This window comes from Candidatus Accumulibacter phosphatis, assembly GCF_000024165.1.
GTDB classification, from domain to species: Bacteria; Pseudomonadota; Gammaproteobacteria; order Burkholderiales; family Rhodocyclaceae; genus Accumulibacter; species Accumulibacter phosphatis.
On sequence record NC_013194.1, the window covers coordinates 2,184,670 to 2,210,996 of the forward strand.

General features: G+C 64.6%; 27 protein-coding genes and 2 riboswitches. Of the genes, 10 read left to right on the forward strand and 17 right to left on the reverse strand.

Going from position 1 to position 26,327, the window contains the following annotated elements; translation table 11 throughout:
* Positions 1-170: 170 nt before the first annotated feature.
* Together guaA and guaB are read right to left on the reverse strand one after the other, a co-directional pair.
* On the reverse strand, positions 171-1,736 hold the full coding sequence (guaA, locus tag CAP2UW1_RS09610; protein WP_015766426.1) for a glutamine-hydrolyzing GMP synthase: 1,566 nt from the start codon (positions 1,734-1,736) through the stop codon (positions 171-173).
* Between the two features lie 65 nt (positions 1,737-1,801).
* A complete protein-coding gene (gene guaB, locus CAP2UW1_RS09615) occupies positions 1,802-3,259 on the reverse strand; it encodes an IMP dehydrogenase (protein WP_015766427.1) in 1,458 nt (485 codons plus the stop codon).
* A 62-nt stretch (positions 3,260-3,321) separates the two neighbouring features.
* On the opposite strand from guaB, the gene CAP2UW1_RS09620 reads away from it, so the two are divergent.
* Entirely contained in the window at positions 3,322-3,765 is a 444-nt protein-coding gene (locus tag CAP2UW1_RS09620; protein ID WP_041567798.1) for a DUF4124 domain-containing protein, read from the forward strand.
* A gap of 1 nt (position 3,766) precedes the next feature.
* Here CAP2UW1_RS09620 and CAP2UW1_RS09625 read toward each other — a convergent pair whose 3' ends face one another.
* Together CAP2UW1_RS09625 and CAP2UW1_RS09630 are read right to left on the reverse strand one after the other, a co-directional pair.
* The gene (locus CAP2UW1_RS09625; RefSeq protein ID WP_015766429.1) at positions 3,767-4,087 is read right to left on the reverse strand and encodes an RnfH family protein; all 321 of its coding nucleotides are present in this window, start codon (positions 4,085-4,087) and stop codon (positions 3,767-3,769) included.
* Entirely contained in the window at positions 4,080-4,523 is a 444-nt protein-coding gene (locus CAP2UW1_RS09630) for a type II toxin-antitoxin system RatA family toxin (RefSeq protein WP_041567799.1), read from the reverse strand. Before CAP2UW1_RS09630 ends, CAP2UW1_RS09625 begins: the two co-directional genes overlap by 8 nt.
* A 90-nt stretch (positions 4,524-4,613) precedes the next feature.
* On the opposite strand from CAP2UW1_RS09630, the gene smpB reads away from it, so the two are divergent.
* Positions 4,614-5,060, forward strand: a complete 447-nt coding sequence (smpB, locus tag CAP2UW1_RS09635; RefSeq protein WP_015766431.1) for an SsrA-binding protein SmpB — start codon at positions 4,614-4,616, stop codon at positions 5,058-5,060.
* A gap of 50 nt (positions 5,061-5,110) precedes the next feature.
* Here the strand turns inward: smpB and CAP2UW1_RS09640 are convergent, their stop codons facing one another.
* A complete protein-coding gene (locus CAP2UW1_RS09640) occupies positions 5,111-5,863 on the reverse strand; it encodes an FCD domain-containing protein (RefSeq protein WP_015766432.1) in 753 nt (250 codons plus the stop codon).
* A gap of 189 nt (positions 5,864-6,052) precedes the next feature.
* Here CAP2UW1_RS09640 and CAP2UW1_RS09645 point away from each other — a divergent pair, with 189 nt between their 5' ends.
* The 5 genes from CAP2UW1_RS09645 to CAP2UW1_RS09665 all read left to right on the forward strand — a co-directional run bounded on the left by CAP2UW1_RS09645 (position 6,053) and on the right by CAP2UW1_RS09665 (position 11,145).
* Positions 6,053-7,312: a DDE-type integrase/transposase/recombinase gene (locus CAP2UW1_RS09645; RefSeq protein ID WP_049778658.1), complete on the forward strand. Its 1,260-nt coding sequence runs from the start codon at positions 6,053-6,055 to the stop codon at positions 7,310-7,312.
* 427 nt (positions 7,313-7,739) lie between these two features.
* Positions 7,740-8,522 (forward strand): (Fe-S)-binding protein, encoded by a 783-nt coding sequence (locus CAP2UW1_RS09650; protein ID WP_015766434.1) that lies wholly within the window; start codon positions 7,740-7,742, stop codon positions 8,520-8,522.
* Complete coding sequence (locus tag CAP2UW1_RS09655) at positions 8,519-9,196, forward strand: LutC/YkgG family protein (RefSeq protein ID WP_015766435.1); 678 nt, start codon at positions 8,519-8,521, stop codon at positions 9,194-9,196. Before CAP2UW1_RS09650 ends, CAP2UW1_RS09655 begins: the two co-directional genes overlap by 4 nt.
* On the forward strand, positions 9,193-10,632 hold the full coding sequence (locus CAP2UW1_RS09660; protein ID WP_015766436.1) for a LutB/LldF family L-lactate oxidation iron-sulfur protein: 1,440 nt from the start codon (positions 9,193-9,195) through the stop codon (positions 10,630-10,632). Before CAP2UW1_RS09655 ends, CAP2UW1_RS09660 begins: the two co-directional genes overlap by 4 nt.
* Before the next feature lie 33 nt (positions 10,633-10,665).
* A complete protein-coding gene (locus CAP2UW1_RS09665) occupies positions 10,666-11,145 on the forward strand; it encodes a cupin domain-containing protein (RefSeq protein WP_015766437.1) in 480 nt (159 codons plus the stop codon).
* A gap of 62 nt (positions 11,146-11,207) precedes the next feature.
* Here the strand turns inward: CAP2UW1_RS09665 and CAP2UW1_RS09670 are convergent, their stop codons facing one another.
* A complete protein-coding gene (locus CAP2UW1_RS09670; protein ID WP_015766438.1) occupies positions 11,208-12,113 on the reverse strand; it encodes a LysR substrate-binding domain-containing protein in 906 nt (301 codons plus the stop codon).
* 300 nt (positions 12,114-12,413) lie between these two features.
* Here CAP2UW1_RS09670 and CAP2UW1_RS09675 point away from each other — a divergent pair, with 300 nt between their 5' ends.
* The 3 genes from CAP2UW1_RS09675 (at position 12,414) to CAP2UW1_RS23675 (ending at position 15,098) form a co-directional block, all read left to right on the forward strand.
* Positions 12,414-12,782: a hypothetical protein gene (locus CAP2UW1_RS09675; RefSeq protein ID WP_015766439.1), complete on the forward strand. Its 369-nt coding sequence runs from the start codon at positions 12,414-12,416 to the stop codon at positions 12,780-12,782.
* A 166-nt stretch (positions 12,783-12,948) separates the two neighbouring features.
* A complete protein-coding gene (locus tag CAP2UW1_RS09680) occupies positions 12,949-13,845 on the forward strand; it encodes a PEP-CTERM sorting domain-containing protein (protein WP_015766440.1) in 897 nt (298 codons plus the stop codon).
* A 455-nt stretch (positions 13,846-14,300) separates the two neighbouring features.
* A complete protein-coding gene (locus CAP2UW1_RS23675; protein WP_049778555.1) occupies positions 14,301-15,098 on the forward strand; it encodes a hypothetical protein in 798 nt (265 codons plus the stop codon).
* 228 nt (positions 15,099-15,326) lie between these two features.
* On the opposite strand, the gene CAP2UW1_RS09695 is transcribed toward CAP2UW1_RS23675, so the two are convergent.
* The 11 genes from CAP2UW1_RS09695 to gcvT form a co-directional block, all read right to left on the reverse strand.
* Positions 15,327-15,584: a P-loop NTPase family protein gene (locus tag CAP2UW1_RS09695; protein WP_015766442.1), complete on the reverse strand. Its 258-nt coding sequence runs from the start codon at positions 15,582-15,584 to the stop codon at positions 15,327-15,329.
* A gap of 133 nt (positions 15,585-15,717) precedes the next feature.
* The gene (locus CAP2UW1_RS09700; protein WP_015766443.1) at positions 15,718-16,602 is read right to left on the reverse strand and encodes an alpha/beta hydrolase; all 885 of its coding nucleotides are present in this window, start codon (positions 16,600-16,602) and stop codon (positions 15,718-15,720) included.
* Entirely contained in the window at positions 16,586-17,587 is a 1,002-nt protein-coding gene (gene clpX, locus CAP2UW1_RS09705) for an ATP-dependent Clp protease ATP-binding subunit ClpX (protein ID WP_291911615.1), read from the reverse strand. The genes CAP2UW1_RS09700 and clpX overlap by 17 nt, the downstream gene beginning before the upstream one ends.
* 171 nt (positions 17,588-17,758) lie before the next feature.
* On the reverse strand, positions 17,759-18,979 hold the full coding sequence (locus CAP2UW1_RS09710) for a multidrug effflux MFS transporter (RefSeq protein WP_015766445.1): 1,221 nt from the start codon (positions 18,977-18,979) through the stop codon (positions 17,759-17,761).
* Between the two features lie 39 nt (positions 18,980-19,018).
* The gene (locus CAP2UW1_RS09715; protein WP_015766446.1) at positions 19,019-19,291 is read right to left on the reverse strand and encodes a hypothetical protein; all 273 of its coding nucleotides are present in this window, start codon (positions 19,289-19,291) and stop codon (positions 19,019-19,021) included.
* Positions 19,292-19,444: 153 nt separating this feature from the next.
* On the reverse strand, positions 19,445-20,236 hold the full coding sequence (locus CAP2UW1_RS09720; protein WP_015766448.1) for a ferritin-like domain-containing protein: 792 nt from the start codon (positions 20,234-20,236) through the stop codon (positions 19,445-19,447).
* Positions 20,233-20,820 carry a DUF2946 family protein gene (locus CAP2UW1_RS09725; protein WP_015766449.1) on the reverse strand — a complete coding sequence of 196 codons (588 nt, stop codon included), beginning with the start codon at positions 20,818-20,820 and terminating at the stop codon, positions 20,233-20,235. The genes CAP2UW1_RS09720 and CAP2UW1_RS09725 overlap by 4 nt, the downstream gene beginning before the upstream one ends.
* Before the next feature lie 69 nt (positions 20,821-20,889).
* Positions 20,890-21,372: a glutathione peroxidase gene (locus CAP2UW1_RS09730; RefSeq protein WP_015766450.1), complete on the reverse strand. Its 483-nt coding sequence runs from the start codon at positions 21,370-21,372 to the stop codon at positions 20,890-20,892.
* 30 nt (positions 21,373-21,402) lie between these two features.
* Positions 21,403-24,294, reverse strand: coding sequence for an aminomethyl-transferring glycine dehydrogenase (gcvP, locus tag CAP2UW1_RS09735; RefSeq protein WP_015766451.1), 2,892 nt, complete (start codon positions 24,292-24,294; stop codon positions 21,403-21,405).
* 28 nt (positions 24,295-24,322) lie between these two features.
* Entirely contained in the window at positions 24,323-24,706 is a 384-nt protein-coding gene (gcvH, locus tag CAP2UW1_RS09740; protein WP_015766452.1) for a glycine cleavage system protein GcvH, read from the reverse strand.
* A gap of 81 nt (positions 24,707-24,787) precedes the next feature.
* Positions 24,788-25,876, reverse strand: a complete 1,089-nt coding sequence (gene gcvT / locus CAP2UW1_RS09745) for a glycine cleavage system aminomethyltransferase GcvT (RefSeq protein WP_015766453.1) — start codon at positions 25,874-25,876, stop codon at positions 24,788-24,790.
* 77 nt (positions 25,877-25,953) lie between these two features.
* Positions 25,954-26,049, reverse strand: a riboswitch (glycine riboswitch).
* Between the two features lie 3 nt (positions 26,050-26,052).
* Positions 26,053-26,139, reverse strand: a riboswitch (glycine riboswitch).
* Positions 26,140-26,327 lie beyond the last annotated feature (188 nt).

The following is a 26,327-nucleotide window of genomic DNA, read 5'->3' on the forward strand; positions in this document are numbered from 1 at the left end:
GCATCCAGGCCAAAGCTCATTCGCCACTCGCTCATCGCAGCTACTCCTCCAGCCTGAACGCTTCTCCCGCCATGTATGAGAGTGCCGCCGAGCCAACAGCGCCCTACGAAGGCGTCAGCAATGAGCGCACTGTTCTGGATAGTTGCCGAAAGTCGGCGAGGTACGCTGAACTATTCCCACTCGATCGTCGCCGGCGGCTTGCTCGAGATGTCGTAGACGACCCGGTTGATACCGCGAACTTCGTTGATGATGCGGTTCGATACCCTGGCGAGGAGGCTGTGCGGCAGCTCTGCCCAGTGAGCGGTCATGAAGTCCTGGGTTTCGACGGCACGCAAGGCGACGACGTACTCGTAGGTGCGCCCGTCGCCCATGACCCCCACCGACTTCACTGGCAGGAAGACGGCGAAGGCCTGGCTGGTCTTCTCGTACCAGCCCGCGGCGCGCAGCTCGTCGATGAATATGGCGTCGGCGCGGCGCAGCAGGTCGGCAAACTCGGGCCGGACTTCGCCGAGGATGCGCACCCCGAGGCCGGGGCCGGGAAACGGATGGCGATAGACCATGTCGTGCGGCAGGCCGAGCGCGACGCCGAGTTCGCGTACCTCGTCCTTGAACAGCTCGCGCAGCGGCTCGAGGAGATCGAGATTGAGCGTCTCGGGAAGGCCGCCGACATTGTGATGGCTCTTGATCGTATGTGCCTTCTTGGTCTTGGCGCCGGCCGATTCGATCACGTCAGGGTAAATGGTCCCTTGCGCCAGCCACCTGGCGTTGTCGAGCCGGCTCGCTTCGGCCTGGAAAACCTCGACGAACTCGCGGCCGATGATCTTGCGTTTCTGTTCCGGGTCGGAGACGCCCTGGAGGTGGCCGAGGAAGCGGGCAGCGGCATCGACGTGAATGACCTTGACGCCGAGATTGCGGGCGAAGGTCTGCATCACCTGCTCGGCTTCGTTGAGGCGCAAGAGCCCGTTATCAACGAACACGCAGGTCAACTGGTCACCAATCGCGCGATGGATCAGCGCTGCGGCGACCGAGGAGTCGACGCCGCCGGAAAGGCCGAGGATCACCTCGTCATGGCCGACCTGCGAACGGATCCTGGCCACCGCCTCGCCAACGTAGTCGGGCATGTTCCAGTCGCGTCCGCAGCCGCAGATGTCGCGTACGAAGCGGCCGATGATTTCCTTGCCCTTGAGCGTGTGCGTCACCTCGGGATGAAACTGCACGGCGTAGAATCGGCGCGTCTCGTCAGCCATGGCCGCAATCGGCGTCGCTTCGTTGCTGCCGATTAGGGTGAACCCGGGCGGCAGTTCGGTCACCTTGTCGCCATGGCTCATCCAGACGTCGAGCAGCCCGTGGCCCTCCTCGTTGCGGCGATCCTCGATCCCTGCGAAGAGTACGGAATGGCCGCGCGCGCGCATCTCCGCGTAGCCGAACTCGCGCCTGGTCGAGCTCTGCACGCGTCCTCCCAGTTGCGCGGCCATCGTCTGCATGCCGTAGCAGATACCCAGGACCGGCACCCCCAGTTCGAACACCACTGGCGGCGCCTTGAAATCCTCGACTTCGTAGACCGAATTCGGGCCGCCGGAAAGAATGATGCCCTGAGGGTTGAAGTCGCGAATGAAGGCGTCCGCGACGTCGTAGGGATGCAACTCGCAATACACCTGCTGCTCGCGCACACGACGAGCGATCAACTGCGCGACCTGCGAGCCAAAGTCGAGAATCAGGATCTTCTGATGGGACATGGCGGCCTCTCAAATGGCGCGGGCGGCCTGCCGCCGCCCGCTGACTGTCAAGCGTCGATCGCTGCTCATTCGACGTGGTAATTGGGCGCTTCCTTCGTGATCTGCACGTCGTGGACGTGCGACTCCCGGACACCGGCCGAGGTGATCTCGACAAAGCTCGCCTTGTCATGCATTTCGGCTATCGTCCGGCAGCCGAGGTAACCCATCGACGAGCGCAGACCGCCCATCAGTTGATGAATGACCGCGAGTACCGAGCCCTTGTAGGGAACACGCCCTTCAATGCCTTCCGGCACCAGCTTGTCGAGGGTGGCCGTATCCTGGAAATAGCGGTCGGCGGCGCCGGCCGCCATGGCGCCGATCGAGCCCATGCCGCGGTACGACTTGTAGGAACGCCCCTGGTACAGTTCCACTTCGCCAGGCGCTTCCTCGGTGCCGGCGAAAAGACCGCCAAGCATGACGGCGTCGCCGCCGGCCGCGATCGCCTTTGAGATGTCGCCGGAATAACGGATGCCGCCGTCGGCGATCAACGGCACGCCGCTGCCCTGGAGCGCGTCGAAAACCATCTGGATGGCCGTGATCTGGGGTACGCCGACGCCGGCAACGATGCGTGTGGTACAGATCGAGCCTGGTCCGATGCCGACCTTGACGCCGTCGGCGCCGTGATCGAGCATCGCCCGTGCCGCGTCGGCGGTGGCGATGTTGCCGCCGATCACCTCGACCAGCGGGAAGTTCCTCTTGACCCAACGGACGCGGTCGAGGACGCCCTGCGAGTGTCCGTGCGCCGTGTCCACGACCAGCACATCGACACCGGCTTCGGCAAGCAGCTCGGCGCGTTCCTCGGTTCCCGGACCGACACCGAGGGCAGCTCCGACCCGCAGGCGGCCGGCGGCGTCCTTGCTGGCGTCCGGGTGCTCGGTGGTCTTGATGATGTCCTTGACGGTGATCAGGCCGCGCAGTTCGAAGGCGTCGTTGACCACCAGGACACGCTCGAGGCGGTGCTTGTGGATCAGCGCCTTGCCTTCCTCGACGGTGGCCCCTTCCTGCACCGTCACCAGGCGCTCACGAGGCGTCATGATGTTGCTGACGGGTTGGTCGAGGCGCGTCTCGAAGCGCAGGTCGCGATTGGTGACGATGCCGACGACGACTCGACCGTCGAGCACGGGTACCCCCGAAATCCTGTGCAGGCGGGTCAGCGCGAGGACGTCGCGCACCGACATGCTGGGTGAAACGGTGATCGGATCTTTCAGGATGCCGGACTCGAAGCGTTTGACCTTGGCCGCCTCGGCCGCCTGTGCCTTCGGGCTCAGGTTCTTGTGCACGATCCCGATGCCTCCCTCCTGGGCGAGGGCGATGGCCAGCCGACTCTCGGTAACCGTGTCCATGGCGGCCGACACCAGCGGCAGATTGAGGCTGATGTTGCGCGTCAGCCGTGTCTTGAGCGTGACATCGCGCGGCATCAGGGTGGAGTGGGCTGGGAGAAGGAGGACGTCGTCGAACGTCAGCGCCCTTTGGATAACACGCATGGCCTTTGATCCGAGGTCACAAAAACGTATTATACAGTGTGCTCCGTTACGGCTGAATGACCATGAGACACTTTGCCTTCGCCACCGCCGCGCTGTTTGCCGCCGTCGCGGCGCATGCCCAGATCTACAAGTGGCAGGATGAGAACAACAAGACCGTGATTTCTGACCGCCCGCCTGTCGGCAAGGTCCGCGAGCAGAAGAAGATCGAGGCCGAGGCCCCGGTGGCGAGCGGCGAACCCGCAAAGCAGGCGGCCGATCGCGAAATGGAGTTTCGCAAGCGTCAGAAGGAATCCCAGGACGCTGCCGAGAAGGGCGAGAAGGAACAGCGCGCCGCGGCAGAACGAAACACACACTGCGAAAGCGCGCGCAGTTCGCTGCAGGTTCTCGAGTCGGGCGAGCGCGTGTCGATGCGTGACAAGAAGGGCGAACGCTACATCATCGACGACGCGCAGCGTGAACAGGAGATCGCCCGCGCGCGCAAGTCCGTGGAGGCGAACTGCAAGTGAGCTATTCGCCGTCGCTGTCGCTGGCACCCTTTTTCATGACCTTGCCCGCGGCGGCACGCTGCTTGCGAACCTCCTTGGGATCGGCAATCAGGGGGCGGTAGATTTCCACGCGGTCATGATCGCGTAGCGGCGCGTCGAGTTTGCTGAGCTTGGCGAAAATGCCGATCTTGTTCTTGGCCAGATCGATTTCGGGATGCTTCTCCAACAGGCCCGAGGCTTCTATCGCCTGCCGGACGGTGCCGCCCGACGGCAGTTTCAGGCTGATGATCGGCTGTTTCGTCGGCAGCGCGTAAACGACCTCGACCGTGATCAGCTCAGGCATGCGGTACCCCGTGGATGTCGTTTGCCCGCTTGACGAAAGCATCGACGAAGGTGTTGGCGATCTGGCTGAAAACCGGACCGATCACTTTTTCGAACATGCGGCTGGAAAACTCGTAGGAAAGCTGGAATTCGATCTTGCATGCCTGCTCGGTCAGCGGCTTGAAACGCCACAGGCCGTCGAGGCGGCGAAACGGGCCATCGACCAGCGTGATGCGCATCGAGACGGGCGATTCCTTGTCGTTCTCGGTCGTGAAGTGCGACTTCACACTGCGGTAGTTGATGTGCAGGGTGGCGACGGTCCTGCGCTCGTCGCGAAACTCGCAGTGTGTCTGACTGCACCACGGCAGGAACTGCGGATAGTCCTCGACACGGTCGACCAGATCGAACATCTGCTGTGACGAACGCTCGATCAGCACCGACTTCTTGACCATGGCCATCCCCTGCCGCACCCCTTGAATCCTGTAGAATCGGCAATTCTAGCACTCCGCAACGCTATCCCGAACCCCCATCTCCCGAGAATCGGCACCATGAGCATCGTCGCCAACAAGAAGGCTTTTCATGACTTTTTCATCGAAGAGAAGATCGAGGCCGGCATCGTGCTGGAAGGCTGGGAGGTCAAGGCGATTCGTGGCGGCCGGGCGAGCATCAAGGAAGCGTATGTCGTCATCCGTAGCGGCGAGGTCTTCCTCTTCGGCATGCACATCACGCCGCTTCTGGCGGCATCGACGCATGTCAAGCCCGACCCCGTGCGTACCCGCAAGCTGTTGCTGCACAGCAGACAGATTGGCAAGCTGATCGGTCAGGTCGAGCGCGCCGGTTACACGCTGGTGCCGCTGGATCTGCACTTCCAGCGCGGCCGCATCAAGCTCGAAATCGGCCTGGCCAAGGGCAAGAAGCAGTTCGACAAGCGCGAATCGGAGAAGGAGCGCGACTGGGTTCGCGAGAAGGCGCGCCTGATGCGGGAGAAGGCATAGGCACTCCCGCGAGTGGCGGCTCTGGCCGGGTTTTTGTGCGCGACCGCGACTCAGCCACTGCGCCGGAGCGATCGCTGCTGCCGTTTCTCCGAGCGCGCGGCTTCACTGAGGCGTTGGCGGACGAAACTGATGTGGGTTTGCGCCGCGAGTCGCGCCTGTTCAGGCTGGCGGTCGCGAATCGCGTTACGGATCGCCAGGTGCTGCGCCATCAGTTGTCGGGCCGTTTCCGGGCTGACTGCCATCTCGCTGAGGTTCCGCCTCACCTGTTCGTGGAGCAGGCGCAGAACGCTGGATACCAGATGACCAAAGAGGACGTTGTGCGCCGATTCGGCGACAGTCAGGTGAAACGCGACGTCGGCAGCCACCTGGGCACCCCGGTCAGTGCTCAGGTAGGCCGCATCCAGGCGGGTGAACGCCTCCTCGATCCGTAGCAGGTCGCCTGTCGTTGCCCGCTGCGCAGCCAGCTCGGCTGCCGACGCTTCGAGCAGGTAACGGAACTCGAGCACGTCGTCCTGCAGCGACGGGTGTTGATCCAGCAATCGTTGCCACGGGTCGCTGAAGGTCGCGGCGAGCCTGTCGGTGACGTAGGTTCCTCCGCCATGGCGACTGACCAGGAGTTCGCGGGAGACGAGCTGCTTGATCGCTTCCCGCAGAGACGGTCGCGAAACTCCCAGCTCGATGGCCAGTTCGCGTTCCGCCGGCAGGCGGTCGCCCGGTTTCAGCGACCCCTCGATGATGCGTGTCTCCAGCTGATGCGCGATGGCGTCAGGGATTCGCGGCAGGTTGAGTTTGGCATAGGTCATGCGGTCAGGCGTGGTGGCTATCGATCATGTAGATTATTGCAGGAATCCAGTGGTCTTACCAGTTGCAGCCTTGTCCAACGTGGTATGAGCCTGAACGAGGATCGTGTTTCCACCCAGGAATGAGCCTGAGCGAAAGAAATTGCGGGTGAAGTGAGGTGTGGGTTGATCATCGCAAGGATGGTGATCAACATGAACGAAGCACGGCTGACCACGATCGAGCAGATCGAGCAGTTTCTCACCGCCAGCGGCTCGATAGAGTTCTCGGCGGCAGACGACAACGGCGAGCGGTATTGGCACATCAGTCGCGTCCTCGCACGTTTTGACTACCCCGGTCGCAACAAGCGCGAGCGCGGCGTGCTGCTGAGGTACCTGCAGCACACCAGCGGCTACAGTCGGGCTCAGGTGACCCGCCTGGTGACCCGTTGGCAGTGTAACCGCCTGGCGGCGGTCCCCTTGGTCAAGCGCTACCGTGCGCCTGCCGCGCCCTTTGCACGCAAGTACACCGCCGTCGACGTGGCGTTGCTCGTGGAGATGGACCAGGCCCATGAAGACGTCTGCGGGCCGGCCATCGCGCACCTTCTGCAACGGGCCTACCGGGACTATGACGATCCCCGTTACGAGCGCCTGGCCAAGCTGTCCGTCTCGCACCTGTACAACCTGCGCAAGAGCGCCGGCTATCAGGCCCGGCGCAGGAGCTTCACCAAGACCCGCCCGGTGTGCAACGCGATCGGCGTTCGCAAAGCCCCCGGCCCGGAGGGACGCGCCGGCTTTGTACGCATCGATACCGTTCATCAGGGCGATCAGGACGGCGTCAAGGGCGTCTATCACATCACCTGCGTCGATGCCGTCAGCCAGTGGCAGGTCGAGGCATGCGTAGAAGGCATCAGCGAGGCCTTTCTGTTGCCGGTGCTGGCTTTGATCATCGATCAGTTCCCGTTCGTCATTGTCGGTTTTCACTCCGACAACGGCTCCGAGTACATCAATCACCACGTCGCGAGCCTACTCGAGAAGCTGCGCATCGAGCAAACCAAGTCACGCTCCCGGCACAGTAACGACAACGCCCTGGCCGAGAGCAAGAATGCCAGCGTGGTCCGCAAGCACATGGGCTACGACCATATCCCGCAGGCGTACGCCAAGCCGATCAACGCGTTCTACCAGGATACCTTCAATCCCTGGCTCAATCTGCACCGCCCGTGCCTGTTCGCGACCTTGATCACCAACCACAAGGGCAAGACCGTCAAGCGCTACAAGCCTCAGGAGGTGAAGACGCCACTCGAGTGTTTGACCCAGCTGGCGCCACTGGGTCGGGTCACCTTCAAGCCGGGCATCACCTTGGAGGCCTTGCAGATTCAGGCCAGGTCACAAACCGATCTGGCGGCCGCCCAGGCCATGCAATCCGCCAAGCGCGAACTCTTTGCCGGCTTCGTCAAACCCAAGCGCCGAGCCTGACACGTACCGGCGACGACGCCAGCCGAAAGCCTGCCGCGCTGCGCTTCCCAGACGGACGAATGGCTGCGCCATCTGCCCGCCGGAAGCCCTGCGGGCAGCAAAACGTACAACCGGAATAAATATTCCCTTAACACTCAAGATCAAAACCAACCCGCCAGGATCATCTCAACGCCCCCCGGCGGAATCCGTTAGACTGCCCTTTTCAACCCCTCAGCCCACATCACCGCGTCACCCACTCCGTCGCTCCTTCAGGCTCATACCTGAATTGGAAAATACTGTTGCCCTGAAGGCGGACAGGCCGGGACGGTGCCGAGGCCTCCGGAGTGCGCCAGTGAGGGCAGGCGATTGACAAAGAGGCAGCTGGTCTCTAATCTATGGGAAAGTGGTCTTACCACTTTCCCTGTGACCAAAAAAGGAGGAGACGAACATGACTGAGACAGGCGATCGCGATTACCCGGACAAGCCACCGCGGGTTTACCTATTCGGAACTTGCCTGATCGACATGTTCTGTCCCGAGGCGGGAATGGACGCCGTGCGCCTGCTCGAGCGCGAAGGGATCGAGGTGCATTTCCCGCCCGACCAGACCTGCTGCGGGCAGCCGGCGCACAGCAGCGGCTTTCCCGAGCAGACGCGCGCCGTGGCGCTGGCGCAGCTGCGCCTGTTTCCCGAGCCGTGGCCGGTAATTGTTCCGTCCGGCTCCTGTGCCGGCATGATGCGTCACCACTACCCCAAGGTCTTCGCCGATGAACCGCGCCTGCTGGCCGAGGCGACGGCGCTCGCCGCGCGGGTTTTCGAGCTGTCCGAGTTCCTGGTGCATGTGGCCAAGGTGAGCCTGCGTGACCAGGGCGCACCCACGCGCGTCGCGCTGCACACCTCGTGCGCCGCGCGGCGCGAGATGGGGACGCACGTGCATGCGCGAGCCTTGTTGGCGCAACTGCCCGGCGTCGACGTCGGCCTGCACGAGCACGAATCCGAGTGTTGCGGCTTTGGCGGCACCTTCTCGCTCAAGCACCCGGCGATTTCGTCGGCCATGGCGGCTGACAAGGCCGACGCGCTGAAGGAGACGGGTGCGGTGAGCTTCCTGTCTGCCGACTGCGGCTGCATGCTCAGCCTCAACCACACGCTGCAGAAGCGCGGCGACGGTTTCCAGGGCCAGCATCTGGCGACTTTCCTTTGGCAGCGCACGGGTGGCGAAGGAGGGCAGCAATGAGCGCGCGCGACAACATCCTGCAACGCCTGCGCGCCGCGCCGCAGGGTATGCCACCTTTGCCGCCCGACGTGCGAGCCTTTTATGCGGCGGCGCGCGCCGCCCTGCCAGCGAGCACGCGCGCTGCGCGCTGCGAACTCTTCTGCGAAAAGATGGCCTTCTGGCACGCCGAAGTCGTCCGCGTGACGGCCAGTGACTGGCCGGAGAAGCTGCGCCAGCTGTGCGTGGCGAAGAACGTGCGTTCGCTGCTCTACGGCGAGCACACCGAACAGGCGGCAGCCCTGGTGGGTGCCGGCATCAGCGGACTCAAGCCCTACGATCGGCCGGTGGATGACTGGAAGCAGGAACTGTTCGAGAACACCGATGCCAGCTTTACCTCGACGCGTGGCGGCATCGCCGAGACCGGTACGCTGATCATCTGGCCCGACGCCAGGGAGCCGCGACTGATGTCGCTGGTGCCGCCAATTCACTTTGCTCTGCTCGATGCCGGGAAGCTCTATGACACTTTGTTCGAGGCGATGGTCGAGCAAGGCTGGAGCGACGCTCTGCCGACCAATGCGCTGCTCGTCTCCGGTCCGTCGAAGACCGCCGACATTCAGGTGACGCTGGCCTACGGAGCGCATGGTCCCAAGGAATTGATTGTCCTGCTGCTGGTCGATGAGGAGGAAACGCCATGAACAGCCAACCGCTCAACTTCATTCCGGCCAGCGAATTCAAGCAGCGCGCGGCGGTTGCCGTTGCCGACGAGCACCTGCGCCGGAGTTTTCGCGGGGCAATGGACTTCCTGATCGCCAAGCGCGCGGCCCAGTTTCCGGACCCGGCAGCGCTCGAACGTCAGCGCGGGCTCGCCGAGCATATCCGCAAATACAGTCTGGCGCGCCTGCCGGACCTACTCGAACTGCTCGAACGCAAGCTGACCGAGAATGGCGTGCACGTCCATTGGGCGGAGAACGCCGAGCAGGCCAACCGCGTCATCATCGACATCGCCCGCCGCCATTCGACCAAGCTGATGGTCAAGGGCAAGTCGATGGTCAGTGAAGAAATCGAACTCAACCATGCGATGGCCGACGCCGGCATGGAGGCGCTAGAGAGCGACATGGGCGAATACATCGTCCAGCTCGACGGCGAAAAACCCTCGCACATCATCATGCCGGCGATCCACAAGACCAAGCTCGAGATCGCCCGCCTGTTCGCGGCGAAAGTGCCGGGTGCCGCGTACACCGAATCGGTCGATGAACTGATCGGCATCGGCCGCGCCGTCCTGCGCGAGAAGTTCATGACCGCCGAGATCGGGCTGTCCGGCGTCAATTTTGCGGTCGCCGAGACCGGCACCCTGTGCCTGGTCGAAAACGAGGGCAACGGTCGCATGTGCACGACGGTGCCGGACGTGCACATCGCCATTACCGGCATCGAGAAGGTCGTCGAGAAACTCGAACATGTGCCGCCGCTGTTCGGTCTGCTGACGCGTTCGGCGACCGGTCAGGCGATCACCACCTATTTCAACATGATCAGCAGCCCGCGCAAGCCCGGCGAGAAGGACGGTCCGCGCGAGATGCACCTGGTGCTGGTCGACAACGGGCGCACGCAGGCTTACGGCGACGAGCAACTGCGTTCGACGCTACAGTGCATCCGCTGCGGCGCCTGCATGAACCATTGCCCGGTCTATACCCGCATCGGCGGTCATGCTTACGGCACCACTTACCCCGGCCCGATCGGCGACATCATCTCGCCGCACATGCTCGGCCTGGCGGCAACGCATGTCCTGCCCACTGCCTCGAGTCTCTGCGGTGCCTGTGGCGAGGTCTGCCCGGTGCGGATTCCGATTCCCGACGTGCTGATCCGTCTGCGCGGTGAAGCGCAGCACGAGGCCCGCCCGGGACATCCACCGCTGCTCGGTCAGGGTGCGGCCAGGAACCGCCTGGTCGATGCGGTGTGGTCGGGCTGGGCCGCGCTCTACACCCGCCCGGCACTTTATCGCGCCTTCGGCTGGTTGGCGACGCGCTTCCGGGCGCTGACGCCGCCGCTGCAGTCGGGCTGGACGCTCAGCCGCACGCCCCTGAAGCCGGCGAGGCGGACGCTGCATGAGCTGATGTCCGCCAGACGCCGGTGGTGAGGTAGTGATGCGCATCAACACAAGGAGGTCTGCATGACCCAAACGACGCGTCCGCTTGCCATTCTCGCGGCCGAGGCAGCGCCCCGCACCGTGGCGTCTATCTATCCGGAGCCCTTCGCCGCGCGCATGGACGGCCGCGAGAAGAGGCCGCTTGGCGACCTCTTCGGCCTCGCCGGCTTCGGTGTCAATCTCACCCGGCTGGCGCCGCAGGCGGTCTCGGCGCTGCGCCACGCGCACACCCGGCAGGACGAGTTCGTCTACGTTCTGCAGGGACATCCGACGCTGCACACCGATGAGGGTAAGGTTCAGCTTGCGCCGGGGATGTGTACGGGCTTCAAGGCGGGTACCGGCAATGCCCACCGGCTGATCAACGAAACCGGCGAGGACGTGGTCTATCTGGAAGTCGGCGACCGGACACCAGGCGACCAGGCCCACTATCCTGACGACGACATTCAGGCCGTGCTTGTCGATGGAAGGTGGCGCTTTTCGCACAAGGATGGCACGCCCTATTGAGCGCTGGTCGCTGGTGACGGAGCCGACGCCCTTACCGCGGCGCTGTCGCTGCCGGGCGCAAGTCAGCCTCGCTCCCGGGTGCTTCTCAGCCAGGCCACCAGGGTCTCGACTTCCGCCAGCCGTGCCGGGCCGGTGGCTGTGACCAGGTAGTAGGCGCGGTCGGAGCGTTGCTCGACATCAAACAGGCGGACGAGCGTGCCCTCCAGGACCTGTTGCTCGACGAGGGCGCTCAGCACCAGGCCGACCCCCTGGGAGTGCTCGGCAGCGTCGATCAGCAGGGAAACTTCGCTGAATGACGGGCCATCCTGCGGTTCGGGCAGATCGATGCCGGCAGCCGCGAACCACGGACGCCACGGGATCATCGACTGCCGCAACAGGGTGGCCCGGACGAGGTCGCTCGGCTGATTCAGCCACGGGTGCGCCTTGCGGTAGGCCGGGCTGCACACCGGAAAGATGCGTACGGGAATCAGCTCTTCCGCATCCACTCCCTCCCAGTGGCCGTGGCCGAAGCGGATCGCCACGTCGGCCTCGCCGGCCCGGATGTTCAGGTTTCGGGAGGTGACGACGATGTCGAGACTGATGTCGGGATGCCTTCGCTGGAACGATCCGAGGCGCTGGATCAGCCAGTTGGAGGCGATCGCTGGCGCCAGACTGAGCCGCACCGTCGTCCGGCGACGCCCAGCGACCTTGCCGACGCCGTGGCGCAGGCAATCCAGTCCTTCGCGCACATGCGGGAGCAGATCGCCGCCGTGCGAGGTGAGGCTGACCAGATGGCCAACGCGCAGCAGCAGGGAAACGCCGAGCCGGGACTCGAGTTGCGCGATGCGGTGGCTGACGGCACTCTGGGTAACGGACAATTCGTCCGCTGCCTTCGAGAAGCTGGCGTGACGGGCAACCGCCTCGAAGGCCAGCAGGCCGCTCAGCGCGGGTAGTCGAACGTTCTCTCGCGGTTTCCTGGTCTCGGCCATGGCATGTCGGATTCTCGATTGGCGGGCCGGTCACTTTATCACCGACCGACTCGACGTCGCAGGCGCTGTGCGCCCTTCCGTGTTCATCGGCATTGGCCCGTCATCGCGGCTGGCCGACGGCGTAGCGGCGAGCGCCGGTCACGACCATTCGTGCACTGGAGCCGCCGGCCAGTCGATGACAGAACGCGGGCCTGAGCGGAGTTCATGAAATCTCCACATGAACGCGATGAAAAGACCTCGCCCCACGCCGCTCATGCCGGGTTCAGGATGACCTCCTGACCGAACCCGAAGGAGACTGGCATGGAGCAGCGAAACGAAATCCCCCGCAGCGGGCTGATCCTCCTGGGGCTGGGGGTCGGCGGTCTGCTGCTGGCGATCGCCCTGACCGACCAGAAGCGCACGGTGGGCTTCGACGCGGACCGCTCGCTGGTGGCGAGCTGCGCTCCGGGCAGGGCCGCGGTGTTCACCAACGGCGAACGCCAGGCAGTGTTCGTGCAGAAACCCGATGGTCGGGTGGCCGCCCAGCCGGTATTCCGCAGCGAAGTGATCAGCGGTATCGCGTGCGATTCGCGACGTGGCGAGATCGTCGTTACCACGGCGCACGGAGAAGAACGCGTCGCCGTCGCCGCCGCCAGTGCGGACCGCCGGAAACAGCGGTCGGCGCCGTAAGCGGATCAGGCAGTACCGCCGGTACGCCGCATGCCGTTGGCCTGCGGCGAGGTTGACGACATTCGGCGCGGGCCATAGACTGGACGCCGGTATGGGATTTGCTCGCCGCCAGTGGAGCGTGGATCATCCCGATCGCTCGGCTTGTTCTTCTGTCCTGGATGTCTCCATGATGCATCAGTCGTTGCGTGTATTCCGCGTCTTGTTTCTCGCCGCGGTGGCGGCGTTTTTTCCCTCGGCGCACGCCGCGTGGGGGGACGTCAGCTACGACCCGACGCCCGCCAGAATCGATGAGGATCAGGCTGCCCAGTTCGATGCGTTCGGCTTGTTGACCCATGCCGTTGCCTTCCTATCCGGTCACGGGTCGGCTCGCCAGGACTTCGAGAGTGGCTTCGCGAACGCTCAGGTGCTCGCGGACTGGGTGAGGCTGGGCGACAACCGGGTGCGCTTCGGTTTTGGCGACAGCTTGGCGCGAATCGACTGGCGCGGCCGCATCGGCCAGATCGATCCCGGCGCCTCGGAGTTCGGTCTCTTCCATCCGCGCGGCACCTACGGAAATGCGGCGGGCGTAGCCGGCGACCCGCGCAACTATGTTTCCGACCACTACTTCCTGACCGCCGATGCCGTTCCGGGTGAAGCGAAGCCCTATTTCGTGATGCAGTTCGAGCAGCCGATCGACTTTGTCGCGCTGTCGGTCAGCGACTACACCAGTGGCGTCGGCGGCACCCGCCGTTTCGACCTCCTGGTTGGCGACGACCTGGCAAGCGCCGTGGCCCTGCCGGAATACGGTCACAGGCGGGAGTTCACCTTTCCGCCGGAGGATCTCATCGACGGGGGCTTCTTCTACGTTTTCGGCAGCGGCAAGGGCGATCCGTCGCCCAGCGTTTCTAACCGCTATCCCCGCTTCAATTTCGCCGTCCTGCGTCTCGATCCGGCCGACGCAACGGTCGGTTTCGACAACCTGATAGTGGTCAATGCGGTCCCTCAGCCAGGCGCCCTGGTGGTGCTGCTTGCCGGACTTGGGGCGTTGGCCGCGACCTGGCGTCGGCCACCGGCAAGGGCATAGACCAAGTCGGACGCGCGGTGGTAACGCTGCCGGTGGTGGCGGCGCGTCACGCCGTGTTCGCCGGGCCGACCGCCACTCCCGGAGGGTCGAGGTTCCCCGTGCGGAGGGGGCGTAACGACCGTCGGTGACCTGTCAAAGAGGGCTGTCGGGGTGTCATTCGAGGCCTGTTCCTGCACCTTCGGTTGCCAATTCCTCGATTGACCGGGGTTGTCAGCGCCACATATACTCGGGGTGGTTCTCATGCAGCCCTCGTGTCTGACCTCGACGTCGACACGACGTTGGCGCCGTGAAGCGGTGCGTACGATTCGAGCCCTTGCCGGGTTCGCCGATTTTCCGGCGGGGGGCGACGAGATGTCTTGGGGGGATGCGCGCTCGGCGAGACCACGGGCGCGATGGCTACCGGTGAGCTTGACGCAATAGAGGACGCGTCTTGGGTTCCGGGCGAGTGGAGGCTCATGGCCGTGATACCGATTTGCGTCAAGACGCCGAAGGGCATCGAGGAGATCGAGAAACGTACGTACCGCTTGCCGGTGCGCACGCGTCAGGTGCTCATCATGATCGACGGCAAGCGCGACTATGCGGCCCTTGTGGCGATGTTCCCCGGCGACACCCTGCCGGGGGCCTGCCGACAGCTGATCGACGACGGCTTTATCGTACCGTTGCACAAGCCGGAATCGCCGCCGCTACGGACAGCGGGTAGCTCCCTGCCCGGCGCCGGCAGTGGAGCGCTGCTTTCAGCCATTGATCTGCAGCGCCTCAGCATGGCACGGGATTTCATGGCCAGCACGCTTGCCAGCTTCGTCGGCACTGGCGCCTCGCCGCTCGTCAGCCGCATCGAAGCAGCGGCGCGGTTGCCCGATCTGCATGTGCTCGCCGTGCCTTGGCGAGAAGCCATGGCCCGCTCGCCGGAAGGCCTCAAGCAACTGGCGGGCTTCGAGAACAGGCTGGCGGTGATCGACCAGAACTTCGTCAGCGCGCTGGCTTCGCCCAGGCCTGTACCAACCGGGGCACCGCTGCCTGCGCCGATGAACGATGACGAGCGCCTGGAGATGGCGCGGAATTTCATGGTCAACACTCTGAGCGCGTTCGTCGGCATCGCGGCATCGAGCCTGATCGCGCACGTCGAGGACTGCTCGAGCATCGAGGAGCTGCGTCACCTGTTCATCGACTGGCGCGAGGCGATGTCGCTCAGTCGCGACGGCCGCAAGCGTCTCGGCGAACTGGACGCGAAGCTGGCGGCGCTGGTGTCGTGAAGCGAAGCCTGCCACACACGCCTTGCTTCTGCGCCCGGCTGCGCTGGACGCGACGGATCACGGAGCGCGGAACTGTTGGCCGCTGCCACGGCAGCGGCACGGTCGCCGTGCCAACGGGCGCCGGGGCGTGTCGGGCAGTCGAGGCGTGCGGGGGAAGAAGGCAAGCGGACGGCGGCTGCGGCGCTTGAGCGTTCGAGCGTTCGAGCGTTTGAGCGTTTGAGCGTTTGACTACCTGAGCGTCAGCCGGAAGCCGTCGTTCGGCTGGATCAGCTCGGAAGTGTCGTCGATGAAGAGGTCGTGCAGGATGAACCCGACCTTGGCGAGCATGAAGGGAGAGAGCTCCTCGCTGTGTTCGAGAATCAACTCCTCGCCGCCCTTCATGGCCCGCGCAAGCGGGCCGTAATAAAAAAGCAGGTGTTGCCCGTCCCAGCGTTGCTTGCCGATCAGTTCATCGAGGTCGGTGCGGTCAGTGCAGGTATGCATCATGATGTTTCTCCACAGAGCGAGGCTCCTGTACTGGTTAACGGCTGCTTGTCGGAAAAGGTTGAGTCCGTCTGCTGAATCTCCGCATCTGGCTCGCGTCAAGCCGTCGCCCGGTCGGTCGTTTGTCTGGCCCGAATCAGGAGGCGGGCGCCAGCAGGAACGCTATCGCCGCCTCCCACCAGGCGTCGTCGAGGCGGTCGAACCAGTCGTTGTGTCCGGCACCTTCGATCACCGACAGGCGCCTCGGTTCTGCCAGCCCATCATACAAGGCCCGGCCGAAGTGCGGCGGGATGATCCGGTCGGCAGCGGCAATGACCACGAGTATCGGTCGGCCGAACGATACCAGGTGAACGATGCTGTCGTAGCGATCGCGCAATAGCCAGCTGACGGGCAGCAGCGGGTAGTGGTGGCCGGCGACGTGTTCGAGGCGGTCCCATGGGGTGATCAGCAGCAGTCCGCTGACGGCTTCGTGGCGCCGCTTGCTGGCGGCCGCCGCGACGCCGGCGCCGAGCGATTCGCCAATGACCAGCAGTGGCCCGGCGTAGCGATCGCGAACGAGGGCGATCGTCCGCTCGGCATCGGCGACGAGGCTCTTCTCGCCGAGTTCGCCGGGGCGCGGCCCGTAAGCGGGGTATTCGGCGAGGATCACGCGCAAACCGAGTCGGTTGAGTACGTGCGCATAGAACTGACGGTGCCCCGCGTGCCCGGCGTTGCCGTGGAACACTACGGCCGTGGCGCGTGCCTGTCCTTCCGGTTCGGCGAGCAGGGCGCGGAAGTCCTGAGCTGACGGCCAGGCCGAGAGTCCACCCGATTCCATTTCGGCAACGCTGGCGGGCTCGGGGTAGTAGAGAAGGTGATCCTGGAACATGGCGACTCCGGCGAGGATGAGCAGACAACTGACGGCGACGACCCGCAGCGCCGCTCGGGCGCGTGCAAGACCCGTGCCGCCGGCTGCGGTGGCGCCAGCGATTCCGGACGCGGCGAGGGCCGCTGTGGATCGGCGTTCAGGCTCGTCTGACAAGGCGGGCATCTTCGAACAGTGAGGTAATCTCGACCCGGGCGATGTCGTGGTTGTCCGGCACGATGTAGAGAATCGGCGTGATCAGTTCTTCGAAGATGCCACGCAGGCTGCGCGCGCCCGTCTTGTATTCGATGGCTATCTCCGCTATCTGCTCGAAGACCCGCGGGCCGATCCTCAGTTCCACGCCTTCGCCGCGGAAGATCTCGACGTATTGCCGATAGATCGAGTTTCTCGGCACGCTCATGATGCTGACCAGCATGGCTTTGGTCAGGGGGTGCAGATTGGCGATTATCGGCAGGCGGCCGGTGAATTCGGGAATCAGTCCGAATTCGAAGAGATCGGTGGGTTTGACACGCTTGTTGAGTCGGTCGAGGATGTTCTGGTTGTCGTCGCCCGAGGTGGCGATGAACCCGAAGCCGTGCGTCTTGGACATGATGTTCTCGAGCCCGACGAATGCCCCACCACAGATGAAGAGGATATTGCCGGTATCGATGTAGCAGTTGTCCTTCAGCTTGACGGGTGAGCCTTCCATTATCTTCAGGAGCGCATGTTGTACGCTTTCGCCCGAAATCGCCCTCGCCTGCGCATTGCTTGTCTTCAGTTTGTCGATCTCGTCGATGAAGATGATTCCGTGCTGAGCGTCCTCGATGTTGCCGTCGGCCTTGTCGAGCAGCCGCAGCAATACGGCCTCGATTTCTTCGTTGACGTACTTGGTCTGTGCCAGCGAAGTCGCATCGGCGGTTACGAAGGGGACCTTGAGCATCCGTGACAAGGTGTCGCAGAGGAGGGTCTTGCCGGTTCCCGAAGGGCCGACGAGCAGGATGTTGCTCTTGGCAATGCTCTCCCGGTCACCGTGAAAGGTGGCGATCTTTCGGTAATGCGAGTAGACGGCAACGGCGAGAACCTTCTTGGCGTCTTCCTGGCCGATGACGTACTGATCAAGATACCTGACGATCGCGCTGGGCGTGGTTTCTCTGGCTAGCAAGGCGGTACCCCGATTTCGATGAGTGATTTCAGCAGGTTTGCCGGGTCGGCGCGGAGGAATGCTCCTCTGACCCGGCATGGGCGGTGCTCATCTTATCCGAATCCAGTGCTGGCGCCACGCGCGCAATCGGGCAGCGGCGGATGGTCCCCGCGCCCGCCTCCGAGCTAGCCGTCACGGGCCGCGGCGGACCCGGATGAGCGCCAGGTATGACAAGGGGGCGAGCGCCGTGCAGATCGCCACGGCGCTCGCCAGTGCGCCGGCCCCGCCGGCCAGTCCGTGCCCAACGGCGATGCCGACGAGCGCGGCGAGCGTCATTTGCACGAAGCCCATCAGCGCCGACGCCGAACCGGCCAGCGTTGGATACGCCGCGAGAGCTCCGGCAATGGCGTTCGGCATGACCAGTCCGGTGGCCACGGTACACAAGAACATCGGCCCGAGAAGCGCGGCGATGCTGTGAACCCCCGCGACTACCAGGCACCACATGCCGGCTCCGGCGATCGCGCCGAGCCAGGCCCCACCCGCCAGCAGCCGCACACTCCCGAGGCGCCTGACCAGCCGACCGGAAGCCAGCGAGCCGAAGAGGTAACCGGCGACGACCACACCAAAGCACATCCCGTATACCTGTGGCGTCAGGCCATGGCGCTCGGCAAGAACGAAGGACGAGCCGGAGATGAAGGCGAACAGCGCGCTGTAGGAGAACGAGAAGGTAAGCACGTTGCCGAGGTAGTGGCGGTCGGCAAGCAGGCGCAGGAAAGTGCTGGCCATCTGGCGCGGGTGGGTCGCACCGGCGTCACGATGGACGTTGCTTTCGCGCAGCAGGCGTGCCACCGCGATCAACTGGGTCGCCCCAATCAGTAGCAGGACGACAAAATTGGACTGCCAGCCGAAGAGCACCGTCAGGAAACCGCCCAGCGTCGGTCCGAGGAGTGGTGCAATCGCCATGGCGCCACCCATGTAGGCGATGATGCGCGCCGAATCGGTGGCGCCCCAGACATCGCGCACGATGGCCCGGCCCAGTACCGGGCCGGCGCAGGCACCGAGGGCCTGCACGAAGCGGGCGAGAATCAGCACTTCGATGCTGTCGGCAAAGACGCAGCCGAGTGAGGCCGCGCAATAGATCGCCAGCCCGGAAAGCATCGCCGGCCGGCGGCCGAAGCGATCGGACAGCGGTCCGTAGACGATCTGGCCGCAGGCAAAGCCGGCGAGAAACACCGACAGCGTCAGTTGAACGCGAGCCGCATCGCTGGCGAAGACTCTCGCCAGCGTGGGCAGAGCCGGCAGGTAGAGGTCGGTCGATAGCGGCCCGAGGGCGACCAGTGTCGTCAGCAGTACCGCCAGACCGCGCGAGCGGGGTGGCGCAGTCAGTCCGGGGGGCGCCGCAGGAACGGCCACATGGAACTTTCGCGGCTCCTCACCGGGCGTCGCGGAGGGCTACTTGCCCTTGAAGTCGAAAAACATCTTGAAGCAGCGGGCAAAGGCGAGCGGGGTCTCGCAGTGCTCGGCCCAGAGTTCGGCGGTCAGCGAGAAGGAAACGTCGCCTTCGGCCTCCCTGTCCTTGACCCAGACCAGACGCCGATCGCTGAAGATACCGGTGGGCAGGCGGCTGCGTATGAATTCCCAGACGTCGTTGAGATCGTCGAAGCTGGCCAGGTCGCCCGCTCCATCGGCGCCTTCCTCCTCCTCCACGAAAACCTGATAGCGCATCACTCACCTCGGCAAAGAAACGGCCCGACCCGGGAAAGCCGAACACATGGTTGGTTCAAGGGGCGCAATTATTGGCGAAGGCGAGCGAATAGTCCATCCCGCCGGCGACGATCACGGTCGCCCGGCGACCTCGCTGTGGGCCGCCGTCGCCGCTCATGGCGCCTGCAGGGCGGCCAGTTCCCGCTCGTCGAAACCGGCCGCCCGGCGAGCCGCCAGATTGAAAGGGCCACGCAGGCGCGGGGCGTCGTAGGACTGCGCGAGCTGGCCGTAGGTCGTCAGCGGGTCGAGGTCGCGCTGGTCGCAGAGCCACCGGTACCAGCGGTTGCCAATGGCGACATGGCCGATTTCGTCACGCAGGATGGTCTCGAGGATACTGGCGCCGCGCACGTCGCCGACCGACCGCAGCTTGTCACGAATCAGCGGCGCCGCGTCCAGACCGCGCGCCTCGAGCGTCCTCGGTACCAGCGCCAGACGCGCCAGGAGGTTGGCGCTGGTCTTCTCGGCCATCTCCCAGAGGCCGTTGTGGGCCGGAAAGTCGCCGTAGGCGTAGCCAGTTGTTGCCAAGTGGGCCTGCAACAGGTCGAAGTGGCTTGCCTCTTCCCTGGCGACACCGAGCCAGTCCCGGTAGAACGCGGCAGGCAGGTCGTCGAAGCGCCAGACGATGTCGAGCGCGAGATTGACGGCGTTGATCTCGATGTGAGCGAGTGAATGAATCAGGGCGGCACGTCCCTCCAGGGCGTTGACCGGCCGCTGTGCCACCTGCGCAGGCGGTACCAGCAGCGGCCTGGCGCGGCGACCGGGTAGCGCTTCGCCGGCCAGTCGACGGATGTCGGGAGTAATGAACTGCTGGGGCTCGTCAGCCAGCGCAATGCTCCTGACGGCGGCGCACTTGTCATCGGGGGCCGCGAGCAGCAGGGCATCGAGGGCAGCCTGGCGCAGGTTCACGGCGGGCTTCCGGGCACTGCGGCCTGCGGTGAGGCAACAAAGCCATAGCGTCCCGGGACAGCCGAGCGCTGCAGCGGGACCACCGGTACGCGGGTGCCCTGCCAGTCGAGCGCGAGCGCGTCCGCACCGACCCCCTGAGTGATGAAGGCGAGCAGCGCCGGCTCGTCGGCGATTTCGCCGCTCGCCAGGTGGAGGTGGCAGAGCAGGGTAGGCAGGTCGCGGTCGGAGAGCAGGGCGATGCCCTTCGGAATCTCGATCAGGAGACTCCCTTCCTCGTCGAGCGCGGCGCCGCGAATCTCACCGACCGGTTCGCCGACGTGCGTCGCGAGCGCGTCCGCCGCCACGAGGTGCACGATCCACGGCGTGTAGTCGAGTTCGACAAACACTCGCTGCGGGCCGTTCTGGACAAAGTAGTTGCCGTGTTCGTCGTGCGAGTACTGTCGATTGAGGAAATCGTTCAGGCCGCAATGGGTGACCGGGTCGCCGCGCAGCCGCCAGCGGCCGCGTCGATCGAGCGACAGCCAGCCGTAGCAGGCGGGGACGTTCGGCCAGCGTAGCATGGCACTGAAGTCGGGTTCAGGCATTGGCTGTCCGGCGTGCGAGGTCGGCGCAGGCCACCGGCGTGGTCGCCACTGTGGTCAGCGGTCCGGCCCTCAAAGCAGTTCTTCGACGTGGCGGGCGATGGTCTCGGGTGTGCTGGCCGGCGCGTAGCGCTCGGTAACTTCGCCTTCACGGTTGACCAGAAACTTGGTGAAGTTCCACTTGATTCCCTCACTGCCGAGCAGGCCGGGCGCCGCTTTCTTCAGATACTGGTAGAGGGGGTGGGCACCGTCGCCGTTGACCTCGACCTTGGCAAACATTGGGAAGCTGACGCCGTAGTTCATCTGACAGAAGCTGGCGATTTCGTCGGCATCGCCCGGCTCCTGCGCACCGAACTGGTTGCAGGGGAAGCCGAGGACGACGAAGCCACGCTCACGGTAGCGCTGGTAGAGCGCTTCGAGGCCTTCGTACTGCGGAGTAAAGCCGCAGTGGCTGGCGGTGTTGACGATCAGCAGGACCTGACCGGCGTAATCGCCGAGCGACTGGCTGCCGCCGGCGAGGCGATCGGCGCTGAACTGGTATAGCGGTGCGGTCATGGCGGTGTCTCCAGGAGTGATGGCTTTGTCCTACTGATGGTCATCGTCGATCGGCACACAGGCGCAGAAAAGGTGACGGTCGCCATACACATCGTCGATGCGATTGACGCTCGGCCAGAACTTGTTCTCGGCCACATGCGACAAGGGGAAGGCGGCTTCCTGGCGGCTGTACGGCCGTTGCCAGTGGCTGTCGATGATGTCTGCCTGCGTATGCGGTGCATGTTTCATCGGGTTGTCGTCCGCCGGCCAGTGCCCGCGCTCGATCTGGCGGATCTCGTCACGGATGCCGACCATCGCGGCAATGAAGCGGTCGAGTTCGTCCTTCGATTCCGACTCCGTGGGCTCGACCATCATCGTTCCGGCGACCGGGAAGCTGACCGTCGGCGCGTGGAAGCCATAGTCCATCAGGCGCTTGGCGATGTCGGTTTCAGAGACTCCGGTAGCCGTCTTGAGCGGGCGGATGTCGAGGATGCACTCGTGCGCGACGCGGCCGTTCGCGCCCGTGTACAGGACCGGGTAGTGCGGCTGCAGACGGCTGGCAATGTAGTTGGCGTTGAGGATGGCGACTTCCGTGGCCCGCCTGAGCCCGCTGCCGCCCATCATGGCGATGTACATCCAGGAGATCGGCAGGATCGACGCCGATCCCCAGGGTGCCGCGGCAACCGCACCCTGGCCGCCGTGCGGACCGCTGACCGGTTGCACGCGATGATTGGCCATGAACGGAGCCAGGTGGGATTTGAGGCCGATCGGTCCCATTCCCGGACCGCCGCCACCGTGCGGAATGCAGAAGGTCTTGTGCAGGTTCATGTGGCTGACGTCGGCACCGATCAGCGCAGGCGAGGTCAGCCCCACCTGGGCGTTGAGGTTGGCGCCGTCCATGTAGACCTGGCCGCCGTGGCGGTGAACGATGTCGCAGATATCCTTCACCGCCTCCTCGAAAACCCCGTGCGTGGAAGGGTAGGTGATCATCAGGCAGGCCAGGTGGTCGGCGTGCTCGGCGGCCTTCGCGGCGAGGTCGGCGACCTCGATGTTGCCGGAGTCGTCGCAGTCGACCACGACCACCTGCATGCCGCACATCTGCGCGGTCGCCGGGTTGGTGCCGTGCGCCGAGCGCGGGATCAGGCAGACCTTGCGGTGAGCCTCGCCGCGGCTGGCATGGTAGCGTGCGATGGCGACCAGCCCGGCGTACTCTCCCTGTGCCCCGGAGTTGGGTTGCATGCAGATGGCGTCGAAGCCGGTGATCGCCTTGAGCCAGGTCTCGAGTTCGCCGATCATCTGCAGGTAACCTTCGGCCTGGTCGAGGGGGGCGAAGGGATGGATGTCGGCGAATTGCGGCCAGGTGATCGGGATCATCTCGCTGGTGGCGTTGAGCTTCATCGTGCATGAGCCGAGCGAGATCATCGAGTGATCGAGCGCCAGATCCTTGCTCTGCAGCTGCTTCAGGTAGCGCAGCATCTGATGCTCGGTATGGTGCGTGTTGAAGACCGGATGCGTCAGGATGGAGTCGCTGCGCAGCAGCGACAAGGGCAGGGTCGGGTCGGTCTGGCAGATCTGTTCGTCGAGGCGGTCGAGGTCGGCGTTGACGCCGGTGATCAGCTTGATCAGCCTGGCGATATCCGCGCGCGTGGTTTTTTCGTTGACCGCGATGGCAAGGACGCCAGGCGAAACCTGGCGCAGATTGTAACCGGCGTCGATGGCCGCCTTGTAGGCAGTCAGCGCGTGGCTGCCGAGGTCGACGCGCAGCGTGTCGAAGAAGCTCCGGGTCAGCACGCGCAGCCCGGCGCGCTGCACGGCTTCGGCGAGGATCGCGGCCAGGCGGTGAATGCGGCCGGCAATCGTGCGCAGCCCCTGCGGACCATGATAGATGGCGTACATGCCCGCCATGTTGGCGAGCAGGACCTGCGAGGTGCAGATATTGGAGTTGGCCTTTTCGCGCCGGATGTGCTGCTCGCGGGTTTGCAGTGCCATGCGCAAGGCCTTGTGGCCGCGCGCATCGACCGATACGCCGATGATGCGCCCGGCAACCGCGCGCTTGTACTCGTCGCGCGTGGCGAAGAAGGCCGCATGCGGGCCACCGAAGCCGAGCGGGATGCCGAAACGCTGCGACGAGCCAAGGGCGATATCGGCACCCATTTCGCCGGGCGAGCGCAGAAGGACGAGTGCCATCAGGTCGGCGGCGACGGCGACGACGCCGCCGCGCGACTTGACGGCGGAGATCGGGCCGCTGAGGTCCCTGACCTCGCCGTGATCATTCGGATACTGGAACAGCGCACCGAAGACCTCCTGCAAGGCCGCGTCGTCGGGCGACCCGAAGACCAGTTCGAAGTCAAAGAAGGCGGCGCGGGTGGTGACGACGTCGATGGTCTGCGGGAAGCAGGCGGCATCGACGAAGAAACGGTTTGATTTCGACCGGCTGACCCGCCGCGCCATCGTCATTGCCTCGGCGGCGGCGGTCGCCTCGTCGAGCAGGGAGGCATTGGCGAGGGCGAGTCCGGTGAGATCGACGACCATCTGCTGGTAGTTGAGCAGGGCCTCGAGCCGACCCTGTGCGATTTCTGCCTGATACGGAGTGTAGGCGGTGTACCAGCCGGGGTTCTCGAGGACGTTGCGCAGTACGACCTTTGGCGTCACCGTGTCCGCGTAACCCATACCGATCAGCGAGTGCTGGACGCGGTTGCGACCGGCAATCGCGCGCAGCGCAGCGAGCGCTTCGTGCTCCGGACGCGGGGCGTCGAGTGCCAGCGGCGTCGGCAGCCGAATTGCCGCCGGCATAGTCTGCTCGATGAGTTGCTCCAGGCTGGCGGCGCCGATGCTGGCGAGCATGGCGGTGATTTCGCTGGTGCTCGGGCCGATGTGGCGGCCAACGAAGTCGTCGCGCTGTTCAAGGGCGCAGAGGGCCTCAGAGAGGGGCTTGGCATCCATCGCGTGCTCCGGCAAAAGGGACCGCTGTCTAGGCGGCGTCTACGATCTGTTGGTAGGCGTTGGCGTCGAGCAGCGCCTCCAGGTCGGCGGCGGCGGTCGGTCTGATCCTGAACAGCCAGGCCGCGTAGGCGTCCTGATTGACCGCTTCCGGCGCGTCCACGACGGCCTCATTGACTTCGACGACGGTTCCCGCAATTGGTGCGTAGACGTCGGCAGCGGCTTTGACCGATTCGACCACCGCGGCCTCCTGTTCGGCCGCGAGTGTGCTGCCGACCTCCGGCAGTTCGATGAAAACCAGATCGCCAAGCAGTTCCTGGGCGTGGTCGGTAATGCCGACACTGATCGTGCCATCCGCTTCGGCGCGCAGCCACTCGTGACTCCTGGTGTACCTGAGGTCGGCGGGGATAGTCATCTTTGCTCCTGACAATAAGATTGGGTTAGGTGGCGGGATATGGGGGGGATGGATTGGGATGTTACGGGATGCTAAGGGATGTTAAACGAGAACGCTGCCGTTCCTGACGAAGCAGGGCTTGACGACCCGGGCGGCGAGCAACTTGTCGCGGATCGCCACCTGGATCGTATCGCCGAGCGCCACGGCAAGTGGCAGCCGCGCCAGGGCGATCGACTTTTGCATCGTCGGCGAAAAGCTGCCGCTGGTGACCTCGCCGGTCCCATGCGGCGTCAACACTTGCTGGTGCGACCGCAGCACGCCGCGGTCGAGCAAGAGCAGCCCGCAAAACCGGTGCTGCTGCGGCCTTGCCAGGAGGGCGGCCTTGCCGACGAAGTCGCGCGGCGAGACGAGGTCGACCGTCCATGCCAGGCCGGCATCGAGCGGCGAAACGGTCTCGTCCATGTCCTGGCCATAGAGATTCATGCCGGCCTCCAGGCGTAGCGTGTCGCGAGCGCCCAGTCCGGATGGCCGCACGCCAGCCTGGGCCAGGGCGTTCCAGAGGTCGGTGGCGCGCTTGGCGGGGAGCGTGATCTCGTAGCCGTCTTCACCGGTATAGCCGGTGCGGGCGATGAAATAGTCGGCGGCGATGCAGGCGAAGAACGGTTTCAGGGGCTCGCAGGCGGAACGACAGTCCGGCAGCACCTGCCACAGCCTCTGACGCGCCTGCGGTCCCTGGACGGCAATCATCGCCAGCGCATCGGCGCCCGCGCGTCGCGGCGTGATGGCTGCCGCCATGCGCCAGTCGGCGAGTCGGGCTGACATCCACGCCAGATCCTTGATCGCCGTACCGGCATTGACGACGATCCGGTAATGCGTCTCGTCGAGATAATAGACGATCAGATCGTCGAGCACGCCGCCGCCTTCGTTGAGCATGGCGCTGTACAGGGCCTTGCCCGGGAGTTGCAGCTTGTCGATGTTGTTGGCAAGCAGACGGCGCAAGAAAGGCCTAGCGTCCGGACCATCGAGGTCGACGGCGCACATATGCGAAACATCGAACATCCCGGCGTCACGGCGGACCGCGTGGTGCTCCTCGATCTGCGACCCATAATGCAGGGGCATTTCCCAGCCACCAAAATCGACCATGCGTGCGCCGCTTTGGCGATGCGATTCGTAAAGGACAGTTTTCTGCATTGGTTCAATCCACTGAAAGAGGTTGTTGAAGTCGATTCCAGAAACGAAAAAAGGGTGAACTCGGATCGAGTTCACCCCCCTGTCCATGTACCTGAGAGATTGTCGGCCAAAACCCCCGGCCGCGCTGCCCCATCGGTGGGCGCTTCGCCTCAGGCGCGCGCCGCTCTCCAGAGTTCAGTGCACGAACGGTTCATTTGCCTGAGCGTTTCCGGGTGGATTGCGCCTTCGGCGGCGGCGTCGCCGCTCTCTCCCATTCGCCGTGCAACTATAGCGTGGTGGAGGCGCAAGTGGCAAGCCACAATCCGCAGGGGGAATGTGCAGGCGGCAGGCCGGATCGAGGTGGCGCACTGTGGCGGGCGCGGCACAGCGCACGATGATCTCCATGCGCCGGCAAGGTGTCGAAAAATTTTACACTGCCCGGGGCCGAGATTTCGGAAAAGTTGCGCGAACG

Bases quoted from the DNA above. Each gene is read 5' to 3' on its own strand.
- guaA (WP_015766426.1), bottom strand. From the start codon at position 1,736: ATGTCCCATCAGAAGATCCTGATTCTCGACTTTGGCTCGCAGGTCGCG.
- guaB (WP_015766427.1), bottom strand. From the start codon at position 3,259: ATGCGTGTTATCCAAAGGGCGCTGACGTTCGACGACGTCCTCCTTCTC.
- CAP2UW1_RS09620 (WP_041567798.1), top strand. From the start codon at position 3,322: ATGAGACACTTTGCCTTCGCCACCGCCGCGCTGTTTGCCGCCGTCGCG.
- CAP2UW1_RS09625 (WP_015766429.1), bottom strand. From the start codon at position 4,087: ATGCCTGAGCTGATCACGGTCGAGGTCGTTTACGCGCTGCCGACGAAA.
- CAP2UW1_RS09630 (WP_041567799.1), bottom strand. From the start codon at position 4,523: ATGGCCATGGTCAAGAAGTCGGTGCTGATCGAGCGTTCGTCACAGCAG.
- smpB (WP_015766431.1), top strand. From the start codon at position 4,614: ATGAGCATCGTCGCCAACAAGAAGGCTTTTCATGACTTTTTCATCGAA.
- CAP2UW1_RS09640 (WP_015766432.1), bottom strand. From the start codon at position 5,863: ATGACCTATGCCAAACTCAACCTGCCGCGAATCCCTGACGCCATCGCG.
- CAP2UW1_RS09645 (WP_049778658.1), top strand. From the start codon at position 6,053: ATGAACGAAGCACGGCTGACCACGATCGAGCAGATCGAGCAGTTTCTC.
- CAP2UW1_RS09650 (WP_015766434.1), top strand. From the start codon at position 7,740: ATGACTGAGACAGGCGATCGCGATTACCCGGACAAGCCACCGCGGGTT.
- CAP2UW1_RS09655 (WP_015766435.1), top strand. From the start codon at position 8,519: ATGAGCGCGCGCGACAACATCCTGCAACGCCTGCGCGCCGCGCCGCAG.
- CAP2UW1_RS09660 (WP_015766436.1), top strand. From the start codon at position 9,193: ATGAACAGCCAACCGCTCAACTTCATTCCGGCCAGCGAATTCAAGCAG.
- CAP2UW1_RS09665 (WP_015766437.1), top strand. From the start codon at position 10,666: ATGACCCAAACGACGCGTCCGCTTGCCATTCTCGCGGCCGAGGCAGCG.
- CAP2UW1_RS09670 (WP_015766438.1), bottom strand. From the start codon at position 12,113: ATGGCCGAGACCAGGAAACCGCGAGAGAACGTTCGACTACCCGCGCTG.
- CAP2UW1_RS09675 (WP_015766439.1), top strand. From the start codon at position 12,414: ATGGAGCAGCGAAACGAAATCCCCCGCAGCGGGCTGATCCTCCTGGGG.
- CAP2UW1_RS09680 (WP_015766440.1), top strand. From the start codon at position 12,949: ATGATGCATCAGTCGTTGCGTGTATTCCGCGTCTTGTTTCTCGCCGCG.
- CAP2UW1_RS23675 (WP_049778555.1), top strand. From the start codon at position 14,301: ATGGCCGTGATACCGATTTGCGTCAAGACGCCGAAGGGCATCGAGGAG.
- CAP2UW1_RS09695 (WP_015766442.1), bottom strand. From the start codon at position 15,584: ATGATGCATACCTGCACTGACCGCACCGACCTCGATGAACTGATCGGC.
- CAP2UW1_RS09715 (WP_015766446.1), bottom strand. From the start codon at position 19,291: ATGCGCTATCAGGTTTTCGTGGAGGAGGAGGAAGGCGCCGATGGAGCG.
- CAP2UW1_RS09725 (WP_015766449.1), bottom strand. From the start codon at position 20,820: ATGCCTGAACCCGACTTCAGTGCCATGCTACGCTGGCCGAACGTCCCC.
- CAP2UW1_RS09730 (WP_015766450.1), bottom strand. From the start codon at position 21,372: ATGACCGCACCGCTATACCAGTTCAGCGCCGATCGCCTCGCCGGCGGC.
- gcvP (WP_015766451.1), bottom strand. From the start codon at position 24,294: ATGGATGCCAAGCCCCTCTCTGAGGCCCTCTGCGCCCTTGAACAGCGC.
- gcvH (WP_015766452.1), bottom strand. From the start codon at position 24,706: ATGACTATCCCCGCCGACCTCAGGTACACCAGGAGTCACGAGTGGCTG.
- gcvT (WP_015766453.1), bottom strand. From the start codon at position 25,876: ATGCAGAAAACTGTCCTTTACGAATCGCATCGCCAAAGCGGCGCACGC.